Below are 19,858 nucleotides of genomic sequence, written 5' to 3'. Positions count from 1 at the left end.
ATAGACTTAAATAGCTCCCATGGGCCTGTGCCATTTTCAACTAGTCGGCCATTGCGGTTTCCTTTCCCCCCAGTAATCAATCCCAACCAGTTCCGATTCTGGATGTTGTTCAGCGATTTTGGCAAGCAAATGCATGGGGTTGGTTCGAATCCATATTTTGCCTTAAGAAGAAGATCGAAAAAGACGCAGGGAGTAATTCTCCTTGCGCCTTTTCCGGTCAAAACGTATTCGGAAGTGGTTTCTGAATCAGCACTTCATCCGCAAAACGTTGGATCGCTAAAGTGTGAAGTCGCCCGCGAACTGAAGATCAAGGACAACACGCTATACGGCTGGATGAAGAAGTATAGTGGTGAACCGGAGATCGTTGCGGCGCAAGCGTTTAAGTCCGAAGACCATCAGCTCAGGGAGTTGCAAAAGCAAATACGAGATCTGCAAGAGGAGAACGAAATCTTAAAAAAAGCAATGCACTTCTTCGCGAAAGACCGTCGGTGAAATATACGTTCATCCACGAACACCGCTTTGAGTACCGACTGGAGAAGATGTGCAGCGTATTGAAAGTATCTCGCAGCGATCTCCGAGCGAACGGTGACGCGGATCATGAACGAGCAGCAGTGGCGGTCCCGGACAGTCAAGAAGTACAAAGCGACCACCAACTCCAAACACAGTCTACCCGTGCAGGACAATGTGCTGAACCAAGAGTTTACGGCCAGCAAGCCCAATGAAAAATGGGTGCAACACGCAGCTGATTTTGAACGCCAATACCACTTTAATGCGATAAATCAGTGAATTCTGTGTCTACTATCTTGACAGAGGTCCAGCTGTAAGTAGTGGCTGTATGAAAAAACTCTTTGCTGATCTAATTCTTCCTCGCAACATGGGAGCGAGCCTGTACACCCTTCTTCCACAAAGAAACAGATTTAAGCCCGTTTTTCAAAGTCATTTGTACTTTATCTGATTTATGACCGTCTAAACATAGGGATTCAAAACTGCTTATGATTTTATTCGAGATGAATAATTATGATTTATTGATATATTTTATCTCTAAATCTTAAATTAAATATAGTTAGAAATATATTACACTAATTATAGTTGCAAACTACACTAATCAATACAGATGACAAAACATGGAAGCATGTCTCTCTTTTTTACTGATTTCCTGCATATGACTTGCATCTTTTTTACCAGTTATGAAACTGTGAAATGAAAGTAAATTACTTCATTGGATCTCATTAAAGTTAACACGGTGGGGCTTCCGCAAGACGTATAGTAAGCTATTTTTCAATTACTATTTGAGCTAGGAGGGTTAAATGTTAAACTCATATCTTGTAGTTCTAAAAATACCTAGCATGTTACGATACATGACAGGTCTCGTATTTACCAAACTTGGCGGTTGGATGTGGAGTACTGGTTTAGTTCTATTTGTTTTGTACAAATATGATCATTCAACTGAGTTATCAGGTTTAGCTGTACTATTTAGTGTCATACCTGGTGTTATCATCTCCCCGGTGGTTGGAGTATTGATTGACAAATACGATCCTCGAAAAATAATTACGATTGGTCAAACGCTAACTGGTTTATTATGTGCATTGATCCCCGCTCTGTCCCTTCTTGGTGTTCTTCATTTTGGGATTCTGATGGTAATCGTCACATTGTTAAGTTTGATTCGACCGTTAGTAACTACCGCTTATCGAGCTTTGTTGCCCGCTCTCGTTCCCGCCAACCACTGGGATCAAGCCAATGCCCTTGACGGCATTATCCAAGAAACAGCCGTGATTATGGGACCAGCAATTATTGGTCTCTTAACCGGTTTTCTTAGTGCCGATGACGCGATGTTTGGAATATCTCTATTCTGGATGTTGGGTGCCATCGGTGGAACTGGCATAAAAAATGCACCGCAGAACTCAAGTAACGAACAAACTAAATTGCTACAAGGTGCTTGGTCAGGTTTACGTTTCCTTTTGAAAAACCCTTCCTTGAGAGGTCTTTCTTTTGCTATGCCATTTTACACAATGACTTTTGGGGTTTTCTATGTGGGCCTTCCCATTCTAGTAGAAGAAAGACTTCATTGGGAAGCGGCAGCCGTCGGTGGGCTTTGGACAATTCTTGGTTGTGCTTCCTTGGCGTCTAACCTCTTCTTCGGACGATACAATTCGCAAGGACGTGAAAGAAATAATTTAGCACTTGGAATGTTCATTAGTTTAGGCGGTTTCGCATTGGTCGCGATCTCCACGAATTTAATCCTGATCATTTGTGGCTTATTGATCATCGGTAGTCAGCAGGGGCTTGTCGATATTAATCTCCATTCGCTCCGCCAAAGGCGAACGGATCCTCAAATGTATGGACGCGTCGTTTCTTTAGGAGGAATGTTAATGTCGTTAGGCAGCCCAATCGGATCTAGCATAGCTGGAGTCACTCTTTCGAAGTCCTTGACTCTTACTCTCTTACTTCCAATTTTTTTCGGAGCTTTGGCCGTCTTAATGGTTATGTTATTAATACCTCGTAAGGAAAATAACACTCATATTTCATAACTTTGATTTTTTGGAAAACAGTCTGGTCGTAACCGGAAGTAACTGATAATTTCGAAACATTCCATAAACCCTAAAACAGCTAAGGGACAATAATAAAGACGCCTAGGAATTCTAAGGCGTCTTACGTTCATTTGAGCTTATTTCCGATCAATTTTTATATCAGTTTACATCAAGGCTTTAATTTAGGTATCGTTAATCATGCGCTGGAAATCCTCGCGCTTTGTAACCTGAGTACCGGTTATGGCTTCATCTGCATAAATATCAACCAGCACCCAGTCGCTTCGTTTGCTAACGAGATCGGTGTAATAGGCGACTTGCGACTTGTAGCTGCTCAATTGCTCCTCGGTGTCGGTACTTACGCGAGCGTAAGGGGCGCCGCGAAGAACATCCGATAACTTTCCGACGTTGTGATCGGATATTTTCCTACTTGCTTTAATTACTTCTACTTCGAGAGCCATGATGTTGTCCCGGTAATCAAAGATACTGCCAGTAATTGTTTTATCATAGCGATTTGCATGCTGTACCGGATGAGTTTATGGTTCATAAAAACCTCCCAATAATCCAGAAAAGCTGAAAAACAGAGATGCGCAACAAACATTATCACGTGTGTGCATCTCTGTTTCCGCCTCTGTTTTGGTTGCTTCTCCTCCATTAACCCTATCCGGCGGACAGTGGTTAGCCGTCCTCATAGGCTTCAAACCTCTTCCAGGATCGCTGCAAGCCGCCCCCATTGCGCTGAACTGTGGCTGGACGGAAGTATCATTATCCCTCCGCATGGGTCTTCGCCTTAAATGGAACTGCAAGAAAATTACTTCCTTGCAGTCTAAAAACTTTGTTCCTACAACCGTCCTCTAAGGAAAGGATTATGCCCGGTTCCTTTTCCCGACGGCATCGCACCGGGCACCCCGTCCGCTTCCAGCAGCGGTCGAACGACCAGCTTCACCGGCCACTCTCCGCTCTCGAAGATCGCCCGGTATAGCTCGGCGCGGTCGCTTTCCGGCAGCCCAGCCCCTTGCAGCGCTTCTTTCCAGGCCTGCTCCGTGATCGTCCACAACCGGGACTCCGGCAGATCGTACGCGCAGGACAAAGCTTCCATGATCGAAGCCAGATTGACCTGCGTCCCCAGCGATTGGACGTAAAAAATCAGCTTGTGAATCGTCTCGTTGTACAGGCTGTTGGAATAGCCGGGCCGTATGCGGTACCCGGGATCGCCGATGCCGTGCTTATCGAGATATGGCTGATGCAGGCGCACCGAATCGTGGTCGCGGAGCAGCAGCCCCTTCACTTGATTGCGCTCCAGAACCAGGCAGCAGTTCTGCCCGTGAATTTCCGGGACGATTCCGATCTTGAACAGCCGCATCACCACGTCATAGAACAGGTACGCAAGGTCGCTATAGAAGCTGAACACCTCTTCGCGGGAAAGCTCCTTGCCCAGGATTTCCGACAAAATATGCCGGTCTCCCAAATGGACGCCAAGCGCGGACATCGGAATCACCTTGCGTTCCGCCTCAAAAAGCTCCGGCGGGTATAGGCGAAGCTGGGCGGCCAAATGGCGCGGATGGTCGTCGAACAGCCCCATCGATGCCGGCATGTATCCCCACCAGTGCCGCTCCTCGCATAGGAAAACCCGGCCCTGCAGTGTGTCGTCGCAAGCTATGGCCTGACGCAGCAGCTTCTCCCCGGCCAAGCCGTTCAGCAGCTTCACGACCGGCAAATAGCGGGCGGCGCCCAGCGACAGCACGCTGACCGGCAGCTTGAGCATCGCCACAGCGGCCACAGCGTTAACGTCCGCTCCGCTCCCCACCTCCACGATGGATGGCGGAGCAAGAGAACGCAAGGAGGAGGTGGCTAGAAATTCACCAGCCTCCGCATTCAGCACCACGATCGTCCCCTCCTCGATTTCCCGGATAAAGCGGGGCAAAATCACCTGCTGAAGCTGCCACGGGTGCACAGGCAGAGGCACGTATTCGTCCGGCCTAAGCCCCCGCCGCTGCATCTCGTCCTCCACGGCGGCCCGCTGCTCAGCCGCAAGCAGATCCAGGCAGGACAACGGCCCTTCCGGGCAACCCCGTACGACCGAATCGGCGCGCACCGCTACCCAGCGCAGGCGGATCGGCTCCCCGAACTCCGCCGAATACTTCAGGCAGTCCTGCTCGGTAAACCCGATTTTCGCTTTGGCCGACGGATGGAACGGGCGATCGCGCAGCGCAGCGATTCGTTCTCCTTTGATAAACCACTCGTAAGCCGAGGACGGAGCAAACGCCAGCAACCCCTCCGCGCATTCCGGGCTCAGGCTCAACGCAAGCTGCCGGGCCGCCACCTCCACGCCGGTCAAAAAGTCTGCAACCCCCGGATGGCTGTAGGCTTCCTCCGACAACACCGCACGCAACACCGTTTTCGCCAGCTCCGCCGGAGAGTTGATGAAAGCCCAGCTTCCGTCGGACGCGCGTTTAAAAATTGGAGAATCCTGCACCCACTGAACGCCAAGCCTGGGGCTGTCTTCAACCAAAAACGCGATTTCCCCGGCAAAAATGCGAATCGCTCCATTACCGCCATAGCCGCTGTATAACCGCCGGATCTGCTCGGGCGCGGCCGACAGCGTCCCGAAAGTCCCCTCATCCAGCCGGAAAAACCGCTCTGTCAAAAAGGCGTTCATCAAATCGCCGGTAATCCGTAACTCCGCCGCCTGCCGTCCTGATTCAATTGTCCATGTTCGCATGGTATGCATGATCATTTCCTTCCGCTAAATAATAAAATTTCGGGTGCGGGTGCCCCAAAAAATCGTGGTGCGAGATCGTCCAGCAATAAGCGCCCGACTTCTCGAACACAACGATGTCACCGACGCGCAGCAGCTCGACTTCGGCATCCGCATGCAGCCGGTCCTTGGGCGTGCAAAGCTCGCCGACCAGCGTCACCTTGCCCCGCCTGATCTCTGGCCTGGCGAAAGGATACGCCCAACGCTCCGCCGGCAAGATAGCAAATGGATGATTATGCCCCCAGGAAGCGGGCAGCCGGTTGTGGTGGGTCCCTCCCCTCAGCACAGCAAAATGCCGATCATGCGAAGGCTTGATATCGATCACCTCCGCGGCGTAATAACCGTGGTCTGCTACGAGAAACCGGCCCGGCTCGAACCACAACTGAACTCTGGCTAGCCTTTTTCTAGCTTCGCTTCGTGCGATCAGGGAAGTGAACAAGGCCCAGTCGAACGCCGGAGCGTCATCGTAAGGGACGCCAAAGCCGCCTCCCGCGTTGACGATCTCAATGTCCAGACGGTAGCGTTCCATCCACTCTTCCGCTTTTCGCAAATACAGCTCGATCATTTCGGCATGCAGCTCCGCCCGCAAGTTGTTCGAGAGCGAGTGAAAATGAAAGCCGCATAACCTAACCGCGCCCCGCCCTTCTTCCCGTATAACGGCGATCGCTTCATCAAGCAGCTCCTCGTCCAGCCCGAAGGGGGTCGGACGGCCGCCCATCGTAATTTGGGTCTGCGGCAACGCGCTCGTTCTCAGGTTCATGCGCAGCAAAATCCGGACCGGCTCGCTCCGCCCTTGTGTAAGCCGGATCAGCCTTCTCAGCTCCAGCAGGCTTTCCACATGAATATAGGAAACATTATGCCGGATGGCCGCCTCCAGCTCCGCTTCCTTTTTGCCGGGGCCGCCAAACAGAACCGGAACGCTGCCGCTCACCTCCCTGACCTTGAGCAGCTCGCCGGCGGAGGCTACCTCAAATCCGTCGATCAGCGGCAGCAGCGCTTCGATAATGCGCCGGTCCGGGTTGGCTTTAATCGCGTAAAACAGCCCCGTCCGTTCCGGCATATACCGACGCATCCTTCGCACATGCGCGCGAATGCCGCCCAGGTCATACAGATAAGCGCAAAACGGCTCCCGGCTTTCCGCTTGCAGCCTGTTGATCGCTTCCCGCACGTATGCTTTCATGTCCAATCACCCATATCCCGGTAGTCGTTTCGCTTTTGCATATAGGCGCGAAACGCCGTATTTCGGTCATCTCCCAGCACATAAATGAGCACCCCGCGCTCCGCCCACATCCGCATTTCCTCCCTGCTTCTCGCAACCGCGGCGTACGGAACCCCGAGACGCTGCGCGGCCGCATGCAGCCGCTCCAACTCCCGCCGCACCTCCGGATGCCCGGTTTGCCACGGCAAGCCGAGGGATTGCGACAGGTCCGCCGCGCCTTCCAGCACAAACCCGATCTGCGGATGGGCTAAAATGTCCTCGCATTGCCTAATACCTTCCACGTTTTCGATCATCGGCACCACCATGACCGCTTCGTTGGCCTCCCGGATATACTCCGTCAGCGAATATTTGGCGAACGCGCCCGGCCGGCCGCTATTGAGACTGCGGCTTCCAAGCGGGTGGTAATACGCCCAGCGGACGGCTTCCTCGACCTGCTCCCGCCGCTTGACATGAGGGATGACGATACCCTGCGCTCCGCAGTCCAACACCTTCAAGATTTCGGAGCGGTTCACACCCGAAACGCGGACCAGCGGAGTCACGCCCATCAATTCGGCGGCGCGGATCAGCTCCTCGACGCTTTCCATGTTCGTAGAAGCGTGCTCGCAATCGATAATGACGAAATCGTATTCGGCATGGCCGATCATTTCCACGATCACGGGATGCGGAATGGAGACGAACAGGCCGAACACCGGCTGTTTACGGTTTATTTTCAGCTTAAGTGCATTGGGTCTCATAACGCCGCCAGACTCTCCCTCGCCAGCCGCAGCGGGTTGAGCGGTTTGCGGAAATACAGCTCGCCGTCGCCGTACAGCCTCCGCTTGGTCATCTCCTCCACCAACGCGTCGGTGCTAAACAGGTCATAGCCTTGAAAACTTTCCCCATACTCGGGATATTGCCGCTGGTATTCCAAGATGACCGCCGCGCACAGGCTCCAGAACTTCCGCTCCGCAAGCCCGAACGTCTCCAGGGTCCAGGCGATCTCGCTCATGCAGATGAAAAAGAACGCGTCATACACATAATCCCGCACCTCGGGCATCGTCTCGGCGTGGATGAACGAATACCGGTTGAATTTGCGGTGCGCTTCCGGCTCGGGATGCAGCTTCGGCGCCCGCTTCGGATGCCGCAGCCTGCCCGGGACAAAACGCACCCCGTCGTGCAGATCCTTGACGATGATCCGTTTCGGCAGCCCGTCCTTCAGCACGAGAATGATGTTCTGCGCGTGAGATTCCAAGGCGATGCCGTGCGCATACAGCAGATGGATCATCGGCAGCGTCAGCGTTCGGACGAGCGCTTCGCTCCAGGTTCCGATCCCGTGCCGCCGAACGGCGTCTTGGATGAAAGGTACGCCGTTTTGTTGCACCAGCGTCAGCGCGTTTAGCGGCCAAGCCTCCTCTTTGTCCCGCAAATGAACGGATACGTTCTCCCGCCAGATCGCTCCGAGCGAGCCGTAGGCGCTGCCGTACTGAACCGCGGGCAGCCTATCGTACCGGAAGGACACGCCCATAATTTCTTTAAGGATGCCGAATCGCTCACGCTGCAGCAGCTCGTCCTCGCGGATCAGGCCATCCAGCCAGTCGCTGATCAACGGGGCGTTTTGCGTCGTATGGTGCGCCAAAATGCGCCCGGTCGAGGTGTTGGTGATGCCGAGCGACAATTTGAGATAGGGAGCCTGCGGGTGCTCTCTGTGCGACAGCGTGCGGATCGATTGCTGCGCCCGGTATACTCCGTCTGACAACCCGAGCGGAATTAGCTCGCGGCTTTGCCGCTGGCGGGTGAAGACGGATTCCAGCCGATGCTCCCACTGCCAGGGATGGACGGGGATGAACGTATACGAGCTTCCGTCGCCCTCTTCCCGCAAAATCCGGCCGAACCGGTCCATATCTTGTTCCGTCAAATGCGGCCGGTACAAATCTTCCGCCGTAGAGCCCGCAGCCAGCGCCGTATCGGTCAGCTCCCGTTTGACGGCGACCCAGAACAGGCGGATGGGCTGATTGAATTCGGGACCGTACGCCAAATTGTCCTTCAGCGTAAAGCCGATTCTGGACTTGTAGCTGGGGTGGTAAGGATGCCCGTCTGTCATATGGCTTTCCAGCGCATCGTAGTGCTTGTCGCCGTCCGGGATGCGCTCCGGCAGCACGGCCCTGCACTGGCTGTCCTTGGCCAGCGTTTCCAGCAGTTCGCGGACAAACGAGCCGATCCGCTCTCCCTGCAGGCGGTTAAGCACCAGCTCCTCCAGAAATAGATGCAGATCGGCGCAGGGCTCCCCTGCTCTTCGGATGGATCCCTTGGCGATTTTCACTCGGCCGAACGAATACTTCTCCTCCGCCTCGCAGGTATAGACGACCGGCTGACCGTCCGCGCCGATGCCGTGCGTGCGCCAAATCCTCCCGTTTTTCGCGCAGTCCAGGATGCCTTCGAACCATAACGCCTCAAGCGTCTGGCGCATCATTCTCTCCTGCACGTCGGCATAGCCGGTCGGTTTGTGGTCAGGCAAACGGATCGTAGTCTCCACATGGCTCACCCTCTCTTCTAAGCAAATTGTTCACTTCCACATAAGACGGCGTTTCGCCGTTACCCGCAAGACAGCTCAGCATATTCCGCTTGGCCCGAAACGTTTCGGCCGTCAGCAAATGCTTGGCGAAAGGATTAGCGCTTCTAGCGTATTCCCGCATTAGCATGTCGCGGGCGATTCCCCAGAACTGCTCTTCCGAAGCGTTCACGTCCCGAGCTATGGAATGAATGAGCAAGCCCAAATGGTTTACGAAAAAATAATACCCCGTCCTCTTCCAAGCCTCTTCCCTCGGATAGAACAGGGGACCGGGCGGGGACGGAGCCTCCTCCTCGTTCGCATGCGCCTTGTCGATTTCGACGCTGACGCCTTCCAGATCGCGGATGATGAAGGCGGCCGGCATGCCGCCTTGCACGGTGAGCAGCGTGTTCTGCAGATGGGCCTCGAAATGAATGCCTTGTTCCCCGGCGAGGCGCACGATCGGCAGCATCGACAGCTCCAGATAGCGCTCAAACCAGCGCTCGATGGGAACCTCGCCGCCGCCGAGCAGCGTCATGAGGCGCGACGGTTTTCCCGGCCGCGGCGCTTCCACCAGGCTGGCCAGCACATAGGTGCAAGATGGATCGAACTCGATCGGACGGTAGACAACCGTAAACTGCCGGGTCAGCTCCTCCTCCTCGAAGCGGCACGTGCCAATGCCCGTTTCGTAAGCGATACCCGCGGGCGAGTCCGGGCCGAATCCGCCCCGCCGCAGCAAATAGCGGGAAGCATCTAGCGTTCTGCGCATTTGCTCGCCGCTGTTGGTGCGGACTAAATTGGTAATTTGCATATTCAAAGGCAGCTTGATGTTGCAGTTCATCTCGGGGATATAGACCGTGCGCACCGAAGTGGTCGGATAAGCGAGCGGACCCAGGCTGCCTAAGGGGATCAATTTCCCGTCGCGGATATATTCGCGAACCTTGGCGAGGCCCAGCACGTGCCGGTATTGCCAAGGATGTACAGGCAGCGGGGCGTATTCGCCGCTTTGGCCGCCAAGGACGTGCCGCAGATGGTCCTGCACGCTTTCATACGGCGGCACTTTTCCGCCCTCTGACACCCATTCCTCCCGGTACACATCCCTCCTTACGGCAAAATAGCTTAGCCGGAACGAGGAGCGCAGCTCCGGACTGTAAAGCAGCACATCCCGCTCGGTAAATCCGGACATGTTCTTGGGAAAAGGATGAAACGGATGCCCGTAAATCAGCGCCTGCTCCGACGAACGGTAGTCGAACACGCCATGCTCTGCCGCCCGTTCGATAAATAACGCCAGATTGCGGCAGCTATTTCCGACTTGTTCCACAAAGCTGCGTTTCTTCTCCGCCGTAATCCATAGCCCGCCCGTTAACGGGCCTTCGTTCTCCGTAAGCTCGCCGACGATCCAGCGCACCAGCTCTTCGTACCCGACGGCGCCTTCCTCACTCCCGCCGAGCCAGCGCATACTGTGATATTCATGCTCTCCTGCGGCGGAATAATAAGCAAGCTTGCCGAAAACGGTAATCCCGCTTGCCGGAAATACTACGGCATAGTCCAGCGTGCGGGCATTCAGATCGATGTGCCTGCGTCTTTCGTGTCCCAGCTCGCGGATATAACAGTTCAGCAGCAGCTTGCACGTATGCTCGTTCGCTTGCTTCAGGCTTTCCGGCCGAAGCTTGCTTTCCGTCCCCAACAATGATGCCAACCTTCTTTCCTGGAAAAATAAAATAGTCCAACTGCTTCACATATTAACCGCGCTCAGCATGGAGCGGACGCTACGGCGGCTGAGGCCAAAGCCTCCGCTACCGACCGCTCGAAGATGTCCAGCACTTCCTCCGTCTCCCGCTCGGTGATCGTAAGTGGAGGAAGAAAGCGGATAACGGCGGAGCGGCGGCCGCCAACCTCCACGATCAAGCCGTTTTGAAAGCAGCTTCGTTGGATGGCTGCAGCCAGTTCTCCGTGCGGCGGATAATGGCCGAGACGGTCCTTCGGGCCGGCGGTGTCGACCATTTCCACCCCGATCATCAGCCCGCGGCCGCGAACGTCGCCGATCGCCTCGTATTTTTCTTTCAAGGCGCCAAGCCTTGCCATGAACTGCTCGCCGCGTTTTTGCACGTTAAGGAGCACGTCATGCTCCCGGATATAGCGAAGCGTCGCCAATCCCGCGGCCATGGCAAGCTGGTTGCCGCGGAAGGTTCCGGTATGCGCGCCCGGCTGCCACACATCCAGCTCCTCCTTGTAGATCACCAGGGACATCGGCAGGCCGCCGCCGATCGCTTTGGAGCAGACGATGACATCCGGGACGATCCCGGCATGCTCGAACGAAAACATCCGCCCCGTGCGGCCGATCCCCGTCTGCACCTCGTCGATGATCAGCGGCAAGTTTCGTTCGGCCGTAATGCGTCTTAGCTCCCGCAGCCATTCCAGATCGGCGGGAATCGCTCCTCCCTCGCCCTGCACCGTCTCCACGATAACGCCGCAAGGCGCGGCGATGCCGCTTTCGCAGTCGTCGAGCAAGTTTTCGATATACCGTGCGCTCAGCTTCGCGGTCATCCCTCCGCCCATCCCGAACGGACAGCGGTATTCATAAGGAAAAGGCAGAAAATGCACATCCGGCAGCAGGCTCTGCAAATGCTGCTTCTTATCCAGATTGCCGCTTAGCGCCATGGTCGCCTGCGTCGAACCGTGATAGCCGCCATGGAAGGCAAGCACGGATTTGCCTTTGGTTGCATGTTTGACCAGCTTAATCGCCGCTTCTACCGCGTCGGCCCCGGTCGGGCCGCAAAATTGGATTTTGCTGCGATCCTTTAATTCCTCGGGCAATAACGAGAACACTTCCTCCATAAAATCCACCTTGAGCGGAGTGGCGAGATCGAGGGTGTGCAGCGGGATTTGCCGCTCAAGCGCGCTGCGGATCGCCTCCAGCGCCACTTCATGATTATGCCCCAGCGCCAGCGTGCCGGCGCCGGCCAGGCAGTCATAGTACGTCCGGCCTTCCGTATCCGTCACCGTGATGCCCTTCGCGCTGCTGATAACCAGCGGAAAATGCCGGGGATACGTGCGGGCATTGGACTCTTTTGCTTCCTGCCGCCTTAAATATTCGTTTTGTACATTGCGGACCTTTGCTGACATATCGGGCCTACGCTCCTTTATTCTCGTCTATCGATTCCAAGTAAGCGCCTCTTCAAACAGGTATTCCAAATAGATGCGGATGACATCGCGCGAAACGCCCTCATACGGAACAACATGGTGGATCATGTCGGGCAGCGCATTGACTTCCAGGATGCCGCCGGACGCCTCGGTGACAGGAACGGCGATATCCGGGCAGCGAATATCGATGCCGGCGACGTCAATCTGCAGCGCCTTGGCGGCTTCAACGGCCATAGCCGCGTTAGCCGGACAGATCAAATCCGTGCGGTCGGCATAAATTTCGCTGATTTCCCCGGCCGGAGCGTTGCGAATATCTTGCAGCTTTACCAGACATCCCGCCGGAACGATATCGTCTAGCGCCACGCCTTGCTGGTCCAGCGCCGCCAGCAAGCGCTTTGAATCGGTTTTGATTTCGGCAAACGCCTCGATCTCGCCGATCTCGCTTTGGCGGATTCGGGTTTCGTTCAGACGCCGGATCAGCTCCCTGAGCGATGAAGCGCCGTCGCCGGTCACAAAGGCAGGGCGATACTCGGTAACCGCCGCGATGCGGTAGTTGATCACCAGGACGCGATAATCCGCCCCCGGCACAAACCGCTGGAGCATAACCTTACCGCCATAGCTTCCCGCCCTTTGGATAGCCGTTTCAAGCTGCGGAACGGTCCGGACGTCCAACGTGACGCCGGCGCTGCCGCTTGCGTCGAGCGGCTTGACCGCAACGGACAAATGAGTTTGCAGGAACCGGACCGCTTCCGCCCCCGTTTCCGAAACGACCATATAAGGCGGCACGGGAAGCCCCCGTTGCGAGAGCAGCAAATTTGTAGCCTCTTTATTCTTGGCCAGCAGCCCGGCAATCAAGGACAGCCGATGCGATCTCGTTTTGTTGATCACGATGCTCCTGCCCTGATAGCTCAGCTCCAAAAAATCCTCGCACCCCGCAAGGAGCAGCCGGCAGCCGATGCCCATTTCTCTGGCTTTGTTGATCAGCAGCCGGTTAAGCGCATTTCGGCTCCCGGTCGGATACGTCAATGATAACCCCTCCTTCCTATCCGGCGAGCTTTGCCTTTGTTGACTTAAGGAGGGTTTGTGAAAGCCCGTCGGATTGTTTTGATGATAATGATAATCACTATCATTTATAAAACTATCTTACGTGACCTGATTTAAAATTGTCAATATTCATCTTTAAAGGGAAAATATTCATCTTTTGCACGGGAAAGGAATGCGGAGGCAAAAGCCATCGGCCATGCGGGTTGCGCTAGACCGACGGCGCGGAAACGGCAGAACATGCTTTTTGATATGGCGGCAGGAAAGCCGATATTCATATTCTGACAAGGGGATTCTAAGCGGGTACCGATATCGTCGGCGTGGCAGTGATGTAGCGGTTATCTTTGATGGAGAAGGCGTATTAAGTCCGTTTGGGGCACGTCGAACAGTAATCGCCCGGCTCATCCGACGTCAAATAATAAAGGCAGCAGGTTTTACGCACTCTTAGCGGCTTGTCGTAACCGTCCCTGAACACTTTCGGACTGTCGAACCGCTTGAGCGGATTGCGGGATTCGCCGAACAGGCGGGGCGGCGCGTCGTGAAGCAAATAATGATAATCCTCTTTCATCCGCCGCTGTTGCTCGGGCCCCGCTCCTTCCGCAAATTTTTTCTCATACAACCAATAGACATAAATGGCCGTGTTTTCCCATAACAGCGCTTTGGAGATCCGCGCCGTTTTGGAAACGCCGTTCCATACCCGGGACAGATTACCGGCAAACATCCGTTCAAGGATCAGATCGCGCCATTCGCTGCGCTGATCCGCTTGCGGCTCGCTGGCCTGCCAGTCTTTCAGCCGCGCCTTGGGCAGCCAGGCCTGCCCCTGATAGCACGACTCGATCCAGCCGTTCTCCAGTTCCAGGTTCAATCCCTTATTGAAGCAAGACATCGCGTATAAATTGGAAGCGATAACGAGAAAGGCATACCGCTTGGCGAAAAGCGAGACGGCCGCCGACTGCGAGTTGGTCTCGAAAATGCCGCTTACGCCGCGAAAATAAGCCTCGCTTCTCTCCGGATTTAAAAGGTCGGTAAACGGAATGGAGAACGTCCGGTCGGCGGAAGGCTCTCGGGTTAAGCGGTACTCGTCGGACAGCACCTGAAATTCCTCCGGCTCAAGCCAGGTGGCCATAGCGTTGTTCTTCATGAACATTCCTGCCCCTTCCATGTGGAATGCACAGCGGTGTGCCAAACAGCGGATCGACAGCAATTTCGCAGTCCATCCGAAAGACGGTGCGGACCATCTCGCGGGTCACGATCTCCTCTGGCCGTCCCTGGGCGTAAATGGACCCTCCGTGGACCGCGACGATATGATGGGCGTAGCGGCAGGCCAAATTCAGATCGTGCAGAACCATCACAATCGTGCGACGCTCCTTCTCGTTTAATTCGAACAGCAAATCGAGGATTTCGATCTGATGGCTCATATCGAGGTAGGTCGTCGGTTCGTCGAGCAGCAACGTTTCCGCTCCCTGGGCGAGCGTCATGGCGATCCAGGCGCGTTGGCGCTGCCCTCCCGACAGCGCGTCCACCGGTCGGTCCGCGAGTTCCGTCAGGCGCGTGGCCTGAAGCGCCAGGCGAACCATCCGTTCATCCTCACGCGACCATTGCTTCAGCCAGCTCTGGTGCGGGTATCTTCCCTGCCTGACGAGTTGGCTCACCGTCAAGCCTTCCGGGGAGGAAGGACCTTGCGGCAAAATGGACATCCGCTTGGCGATTTCCTTGCTCGGCAGCTTGGCGATCTCTTCCCCGCTCAGCAGCACCGTGCCCGAACGGGGCTTCTGCAGGCGCGCAATGGTGCGCAGCAGCGTGGACTTGCCGCAGCCGTTGCTGCCGATCAGGACCGAGATTTGGCCTTTCGGTATCGTCAAGTTCAAATTTTCGATCACAGGCTCCGCTCCATAGGAGATAGTAAGGTCTTTCGCTTCCAAAATACTCACGGTTCTCCCCCTATTCAAAATTGGTTTCTGTTCTTAAACAGCAAGTACAAGAAGAAAGGCGCGCCCACTCCCGCCGTGAACACCCCGGCCGGAACATCCAGCGGCACAAACGCGGTCCGTCCGATCAAATCGGCGCTGAACACAAGCAGAGCCCCGAGCAGCGCCGACACGAGCAGCACGCTGCCGAACATGCGGCCCGCCAGCTTTCTGGCGATATGCGGTGCGATCAGGCCGACGAATCCGAGGGTGCCGGCCACGGATACCGCAAATCCGGCGAGCAGCACGCTGCAAAATAGCAGCGCCAGACGGTGGCGCTGAACGGCAACGCCAAGCCCGGCGGCCAGGTCGTCGCCGAACGCCTGCGCATTCAGGCTGCGCGCAAGCCAAAGGGCCGGCGGCACGATAAGCACGATCACCGGCAGAATGGTGTAAACATCCGCCCAGGAAGCGCCGTATACGCTGCCGGTTAGCCAAATGTAAGCTTGCCCGGCGGTGTAGAACGGGCTTAGGATCAGCATAAACGTGGTGCCGGCGCCGGTGATGGCCGATATGCCAATCCCGATCAACACCAGGCGAATCGGCGTGACCCCCTCTTTCCAAGCCAGCGCGTAAATGACCAGCGAAGCCGTAATGGCGCCGGCAACCGCGAACGCCGGCAGCAGCTTGATGCTGAGCGCGCCTCCCAGCAGCGAGACGAAACCGACCGCCGCCACCGCCGCGCCTCCGGTGATGCCGATGACATCCGGAGATGCGAGCGGGTTGCGGATGACCCCCTGCAGGATGGCGCCGGACATGCCCAGCGCCGCGCCGACAAGCAGGGACAGCAGCACCCGCGGCAGTCTCAGCGTGAGCACGACGAAATCATGCTCCCCGGCGTTTAGCCCCAAGATCGTCCGGAGCACTTCCAGCGGAGACAGGATGTCGCCGCCTAGGCTTGGTCCGGCCACAGCGGCGAGCAGAACCAGGACGGCTAGCACGGCAATGGCGAGCGCCGCCTTGCGCTCGATCAGGAAAGATACGGTATCTTTTTTGCTGCGAACCATGATCGTTTCCTTCATATCTTCGTCACCCCCTTGCGGGCGATATAGATGAAGAACGGCCCGCCAATCAAGGCGGTCACGACGCCAAGCGGAAGTTCGTCCGGCAGAATGACCAACCGGGCGGCTACATCGGACCATAGCAGCAGTACCGCTCCCCCTGCGAGCGAGTAAGGAATGAGCCAGCGATAGTCGTTCCCGACCAGGGCGCGCATCATATGGGGCACGATGAGTCCGACGAGACCGATCGAGCCGGCGACGGCCACCGAACCTCCGGCAAGAAGCACAATGACGGCCCCCATCAGCGTTTTGACCAGCACGACGTTCTGCCCCATGCCTTTGGCAATATCATCGCCGGTCAACATCAGGTTGATCGCCCGGCCCATGAAGAGAGCGGTTAGCACCGCCAAAGCCATATACGGCAGAACCGGATAGAGCATCTCCAGCGTCCGCCCGCTGACGGAGCCGGCCAGCCAGAACAGCACATCCTCTAGCCCCGTCCCGTCCAGAACGAGCACGGCCTGCGTGAAGGATGAGAACAAAGCCGTAATCGCCGTGCCCGCCAGCACGATTTTGATCGGCGTTAAGCCGTCCCGCCCGATCGAGCCGAGCGCATAGACGATCACCGCCGCAATCGCCGCTCCGGCAAAGCCGAACCACATCATCGCTTTTAACGAGGACACCGACAGCAGCACGACCGCCAGCACGATGAAAAAAATCGCTCCGGCGTTAATCCCGAACACACTCGGCGACGCCAGCGAATTGCGGGTCAATGCCTGCATGAGCGCTCCGGCAACCGCCAGGCCGGCCCCTACGACGGCGGCAATAACCGTCCGCGGCAGCCGCTCGGTATGCAGTACGATATGTTCGACGGATTCTTCGTCGTAATTCCTGAACGCCTCCACCGCCGTGGAAATCGTAATTTCCGTGCGGCCGAAGATCATGCTGGCGGCACATGACGCAACAAGCAGAACAAGCAGCGCCGCCAGCCCCAACAGCTTCGATTTTTCCCGTACAAACAGCGGAAACATTTCCTCACTCTTTCGTCTTCGTCATTTAAAATGCGGCAAAAAGCCTGCTCAAGGCAGGCCTTCCTGCTTGCGATTAATTCAGCTTGAAATATTCGTACAGATCGTCGAGCAGCATATTGGCCGTCTTGTAGCCGCCGGCGCTGTTCCACACCACTTCGTCCACCTGAACGAGCTTGCCGTTCTTAACTGCGTCCAGATTGGCCCATAGCTTGCTCTTCGTCCATTCCTCATAGTTTTTCTGAATCGCTTCGGTATCGGTGCCGGAATTGAAGTTGAAGATGATGTCGGCATTCATATCCGGGATGCTCTCTTTGGAAGCGAGTTGAACGCCCCAGATGTCTTGATCATGTCCGGGAGGTCTTGTAAAGCCAAGCTCTTTGAGAATTTTCCCCGCGTAGCCCATATAGAAAATCCGTACCTGATCGGCTCTGAAATTGGTGATCGTTACCTCGATCGGCAAGCGGTCGCCCATCTTCTGCTTGAAGTCGGCTACTCTCGCATCCCAATCGGCGAGCAACTGATCGGATTTGTCCTTGAGATTCAACGCCTCGCCCGCCGTCTTCAGCGTTTCTTTCCAGTCAAAAAGCGTTTCCGTCATGACCGTCGGTGCGATTTGCGACAACTGTTCGTAAACATCCTCGTGCCGCGTCTTCGTGGCAATGATCAGATCAGGCTGAAGTTTATGTATCTCTTCCAGATTCGGCTGCGTCTCTTGACCGACGATCGCTACGCCCTCCAGATCGGCCCGCAAATATTCGTAGATAGGCTGCTGCACCCAGGATTCCACCACGCCGACCGGCTTCACTCCAAGCGAAACGGCCACATCGGTGGCTCCCTGGAACAAGGTTACGATCCTTTTAGGCGTTCCTTTGATCTCCGTTTCGCCCATGGCGTGCTTGACGACCCGGATCTCTTCCCCAGCCGCGTCCGTTCCGCCGCTCTTCGCTTGATTCGAATCGACGGCTGCGCCAGCCTGGCTGCCGGTATCGGAAGTCCCTTTTGCCGGTCCGCCGGCTGCGCAGCCGACCAAAGCGGCGATCATCAAAATAAGGATCATACTTAGAAACGTTTTGTTGAATTTCAACATAATTCCCCTTCTCCCCCTATTGTTTGTCCTAAATGATATTGAAACTCATTATCAATTAGGATTGTAATGGGAGAAGGGAGATTTTTCAAGCAATTTATTTAAAATTTTATAAACTCTTTTCTAAAGGGCGCCTTTCCCCGTCTGTTATGTTATTATGTTAAAAATGCATATTCTTCCAAGCGCAGGCGATATTAATGAAAGATGAATTTATAATGTTGCAGGAGGAGAGCTACATGGCAAACATCGTTTTTGTTTCACCCAACAAGTATATCCAAGGTCAAGGCGCTTTGCGGGATTTGGGGAAATACGTCAAAGCGTTGGGACGTAAACCGCTCGTGATCGCCGATGATGTCGTTTGGCGCATTACCCAAGAAACGGTGACCCAAAGCTTATCGTCGGAGCAGATTGAACATCATTTTGTTTTATTCAACGGCGAAGCCTCCGTTAATGAAATACACCGTATTGCCGAGGAAGGACAAGCGCAATCGGTTGATTTTGTCATCGGGATAGGCGGAGGCAAAACGCTGGATACCTCCAAAGTCGTGGCGGATGAGCTTAAGACTAAAGTGGTGATTGTCCCGACAACGGCTTCGACCGACGCGCCGACCAGCGCTCTCTCCGTCATTTACAGCGACGAAGGCGTGTTCGAGTCCTACCGGTTCTTCAACAAAAATCCCGATCTCGTCCTGGTCGACACCGCCATCGTGGCCAAAGCTCCGGCCCGCTTGTTCGCTTCCGGCATTGCCGACGCGATGGCGACATGGATTGAAGTGCGCGCTACGGTCAAAAGCGGCGGCACCGCGATGTCCGGCGGGAAACCTAGCATCGCCGCGCAAGCCATCGCCAAGGCATGCGAAGAAACATTGTTCCAATACGGAATTCCCGCCTATAAAGCCGTGCAAAAAGGGTTGGTGACCAAGCACGTCGAAGCGGTGATCGAAGCCAATACGCTGCTGTCTGGTCTTGGGTTTGAAAGCGGCGGCCTAGCGGGCGCGCATGCGATTCATAACGGATTGACGGTGTTGTCCGGCGAAATCCATCATTTAACGCACGGCGAAAAAGTAGCTTACGGAACGCTTGTTCAGTTGGTGCTTGAGCTTCACCCCGAAGAGGAGATCGTTAAGTACATTAACTTTTACCGGGAGCTCGGTCTACCGACAACTTTAGAGGAACTGCATTTGGAGAATGTGACTTTTGAGGAGCTGCTGAAAGTCGGCGAGGCCGCCACGGCGCCGAATGAAACGATGAACAACCTTTCCCGTGAAATCACGGCAGAACAAGTGGCCAACGCCATTTTGGCCGTGGATGTTTTAAGCAAACGGAATTGATGCGATTGTTTTCGTCCGCCGGAAATCCCGGCGGGCGAAAAATCACATTTTTATACGTACCGATCAACGTTGATCTTGAACGATTTCACTCCACTCCCGCCGAATCTGATGTATCGATTTGCTCCAATTTGCGGATGATTTCCTCGATTTCTTCAGGTGTGAGGATTTCCTTTTCTTTTTCCATATTTAGAACCTCCTTGCAATGTTACCGAGTCATGAACAGAAATCGT

17 protein-coding genes are annotated in these 19,858 nt (G+C 55.2%); 4 read left to right on the top strand and 13 right to left on the bottom strand.

Annotation, left to right across the window (positions count from 1 at the left end):
* Positions 1-102 precede the first annotated feature (102 nt).
* From NSQ80_RS04185 to NSQ80_RS04175, 3 genes are all read left to right on the top strand, one after another.
* Positions 103-492, top strand: coding sequence for a transposase (locus NSQ80_RS04185; protein WP_339301485.1), 390 nt, complete (start codon positions 103-105; stop codon positions 490-492).
* Positions 493-597: 105 nt separating this feature from the next.
* Entirely contained in the window at positions 598-786 is a 189-nt protein-coding gene (locus NSQ80_RS04180; protein WP_323079308.1) for a hypothetical protein, read from the top strand.
* Positions 787-1,307: 521 nt separating this feature from the next.
* A complete protein-coding gene (locus NSQ80_RS04175) occupies positions 1,308-2,528 on the top strand; it encodes an MFS transporter (protein WP_339301483.1) in 1,221 nt (406 codons plus the stop codon).
* 182 nt (positions 2,529-2,710) lie between these two features.
* Here NSQ80_RS04175 and NSQ80_RS04170 read toward each other — a convergent pair whose 3' ends face one another.
* The 13 genes from NSQ80_RS04170 to NSQ80_RS04110 form a co-directional block, all read right to left on the bottom strand.
* Complete coding sequence (locus tag NSQ80_RS04170) at positions 2,711-2,986, bottom strand: recombinase family protein (RefSeq protein ID WP_326249726.1); 276 nt, start codon at positions 2,984-2,986, stop codon at positions 2,711-2,713.
* 380 nt (positions 2,987-3,366) lie between these two features.
* Entirely contained in the window at positions 3,367-5,256 is a 1,890-nt protein-coding gene (locus NSQ80_RS04165; protein ID WP_339301481.1) for an IucA/IucC family protein, read from the bottom strand.
* On the bottom strand, positions 5,228-6,463 hold the full coding sequence (locus NSQ80_RS04160; protein WP_323079296.1) for a type III PLP-dependent enzyme: 1,236 nt from the start codon (positions 6,461-6,463) through the stop codon (positions 5,228-5,230). Before NSQ80_RS04160 ends, NSQ80_RS04165 begins: the two co-directional genes overlap by 29 nt.
* The gene (locus NSQ80_RS04155) at positions 6,460-7,236 is read right to left on the bottom strand and encodes an aldolase/citrate lyase family protein (protein WP_339301478.1); all 777 of its coding nucleotides are present in this window, start codon (positions 7,234-7,236) and stop codon (positions 6,460-6,462) included. Before NSQ80_RS04155 ends, NSQ80_RS04160 begins: the two co-directional genes overlap by 4 nt.
* A complete protein-coding gene (locus tag NSQ80_RS04150; protein ID WP_339301477.1) occupies positions 7,233-9,014 on the bottom strand; it encodes an IucA/IucC family protein in 1,782 nt (593 codons plus the stop codon). Before NSQ80_RS04150 ends, NSQ80_RS04155 begins: the two co-directional genes overlap by 4 nt.
* The gene (locus tag NSQ80_RS04145) at positions 8,989-10,728 is read right to left on the bottom strand and encodes an IucA/IucC family protein (RefSeq protein ID WP_333556639.1); all 1,740 of its coding nucleotides are present in this window, start codon (positions 10,726-10,728) and stop codon (positions 8,989-8,991) included. The genes NSQ80_RS04150 and NSQ80_RS04145 overlap by 26 nt, the downstream gene beginning before the upstream one ends.
* Before the next feature lie 53 nt (positions 10,729-10,781).
* Positions 10,782-12,155, bottom strand: a complete 1,374-nt coding sequence (locus tag NSQ80_RS04140; RefSeq protein WP_339301473.1) for a diaminobutyrate--2-oxoglutarate transaminase — start codon at positions 12,153-12,155, stop codon at positions 10,782-10,784.
* A gap of 27 nt (positions 12,156-12,182) precedes the next feature.
* Positions 12,183-13,199, bottom strand: coding sequence for a hypothetical protein (locus NSQ80_RS04135; protein ID WP_323079300.1), 1,017 nt, complete (start codon positions 13,197-13,199; stop codon positions 12,183-12,185).
* Positions 13,200-13,575: 376 nt separating this feature from the next.
* Positions 13,576-14,355 carry an IucA/IucC family C-terminal-domain containing protein gene (locus tag NSQ80_RS04130; protein ID WP_016313403.1) on the bottom strand — a complete coding sequence of 260 codons (780 nt, stop codon included), beginning with the start codon at positions 14,353-14,355 and terminating at the stop codon, positions 13,576-13,578.
* The gene (locus NSQ80_RS04125; RefSeq protein WP_260069708.1) at positions 14,324-15,145 is read right to left on the bottom strand and encodes an ABC transporter ATP-binding protein; all 822 of its coding nucleotides are present in this window, start codon (positions 15,143-15,145) and stop codon (positions 14,324-14,326) included. Before NSQ80_RS04125 ends, NSQ80_RS04130 begins: the two co-directional genes overlap by 32 nt.
* 14 nt (positions 15,146-15,159) lie before the next feature.
* Complete coding sequence (locus NSQ80_RS04120) at positions 15,160-16,203, bottom strand: iron ABC transporter permease (RefSeq protein WP_339301469.1); 1,044 nt, start codon at positions 16,201-16,203, stop codon at positions 15,160-15,162.
* Entirely contained in the window at positions 16,200-17,213 is a 1,014-nt protein-coding gene (locus NSQ80_RS04115; RefSeq protein ID WP_016313406.1) for an iron chelate uptake ABC transporter family permease subunit, read from the bottom strand. The genes NSQ80_RS04120 and NSQ80_RS04115 overlap by 4 nt, the downstream gene beginning before the upstream one ends.
* A gap of 73 nt (positions 17,214-17,286) precedes the next feature.
* Entirely contained in the window at positions 17,287-18,300 is a 1,014-nt protein-coding gene (locus tag NSQ80_RS04110) for an ABC transporter substrate-binding protein (RefSeq protein ID WP_036625198.1), read from the bottom strand.
* A gap of 233 nt (positions 18,301-18,533) precedes the next feature.
* Between NSQ80_RS04110 and NSQ80_RS04105 the strand changes: the two genes are divergently transcribed.
* Positions 18,534-19,628, top strand: coding sequence for a glycerol dehydrogenase (locus tag NSQ80_RS04105; RefSeq protein ID WP_339301466.1), 1,095 nt, complete (start codon positions 18,534-18,536; stop codon positions 19,626-19,628).
* Positions 19,629-19,858 lie beyond the last annotated feature (230 nt).

The organism is Paenibacillus sp. FSL K6-2441 (assembly GCF_037964765.1).
GTDB classification, from domain to species: Bacteria; Bacillota; Bacilli; order Paenibacillales; family Paenibacillaceae; genus Fontibacillus; species Fontibacillus phoenicis.
Note: the sequence above shows the minus strand (reverse complement) of the source record. Positions and strands in the feature narration are given on the sequence as shown.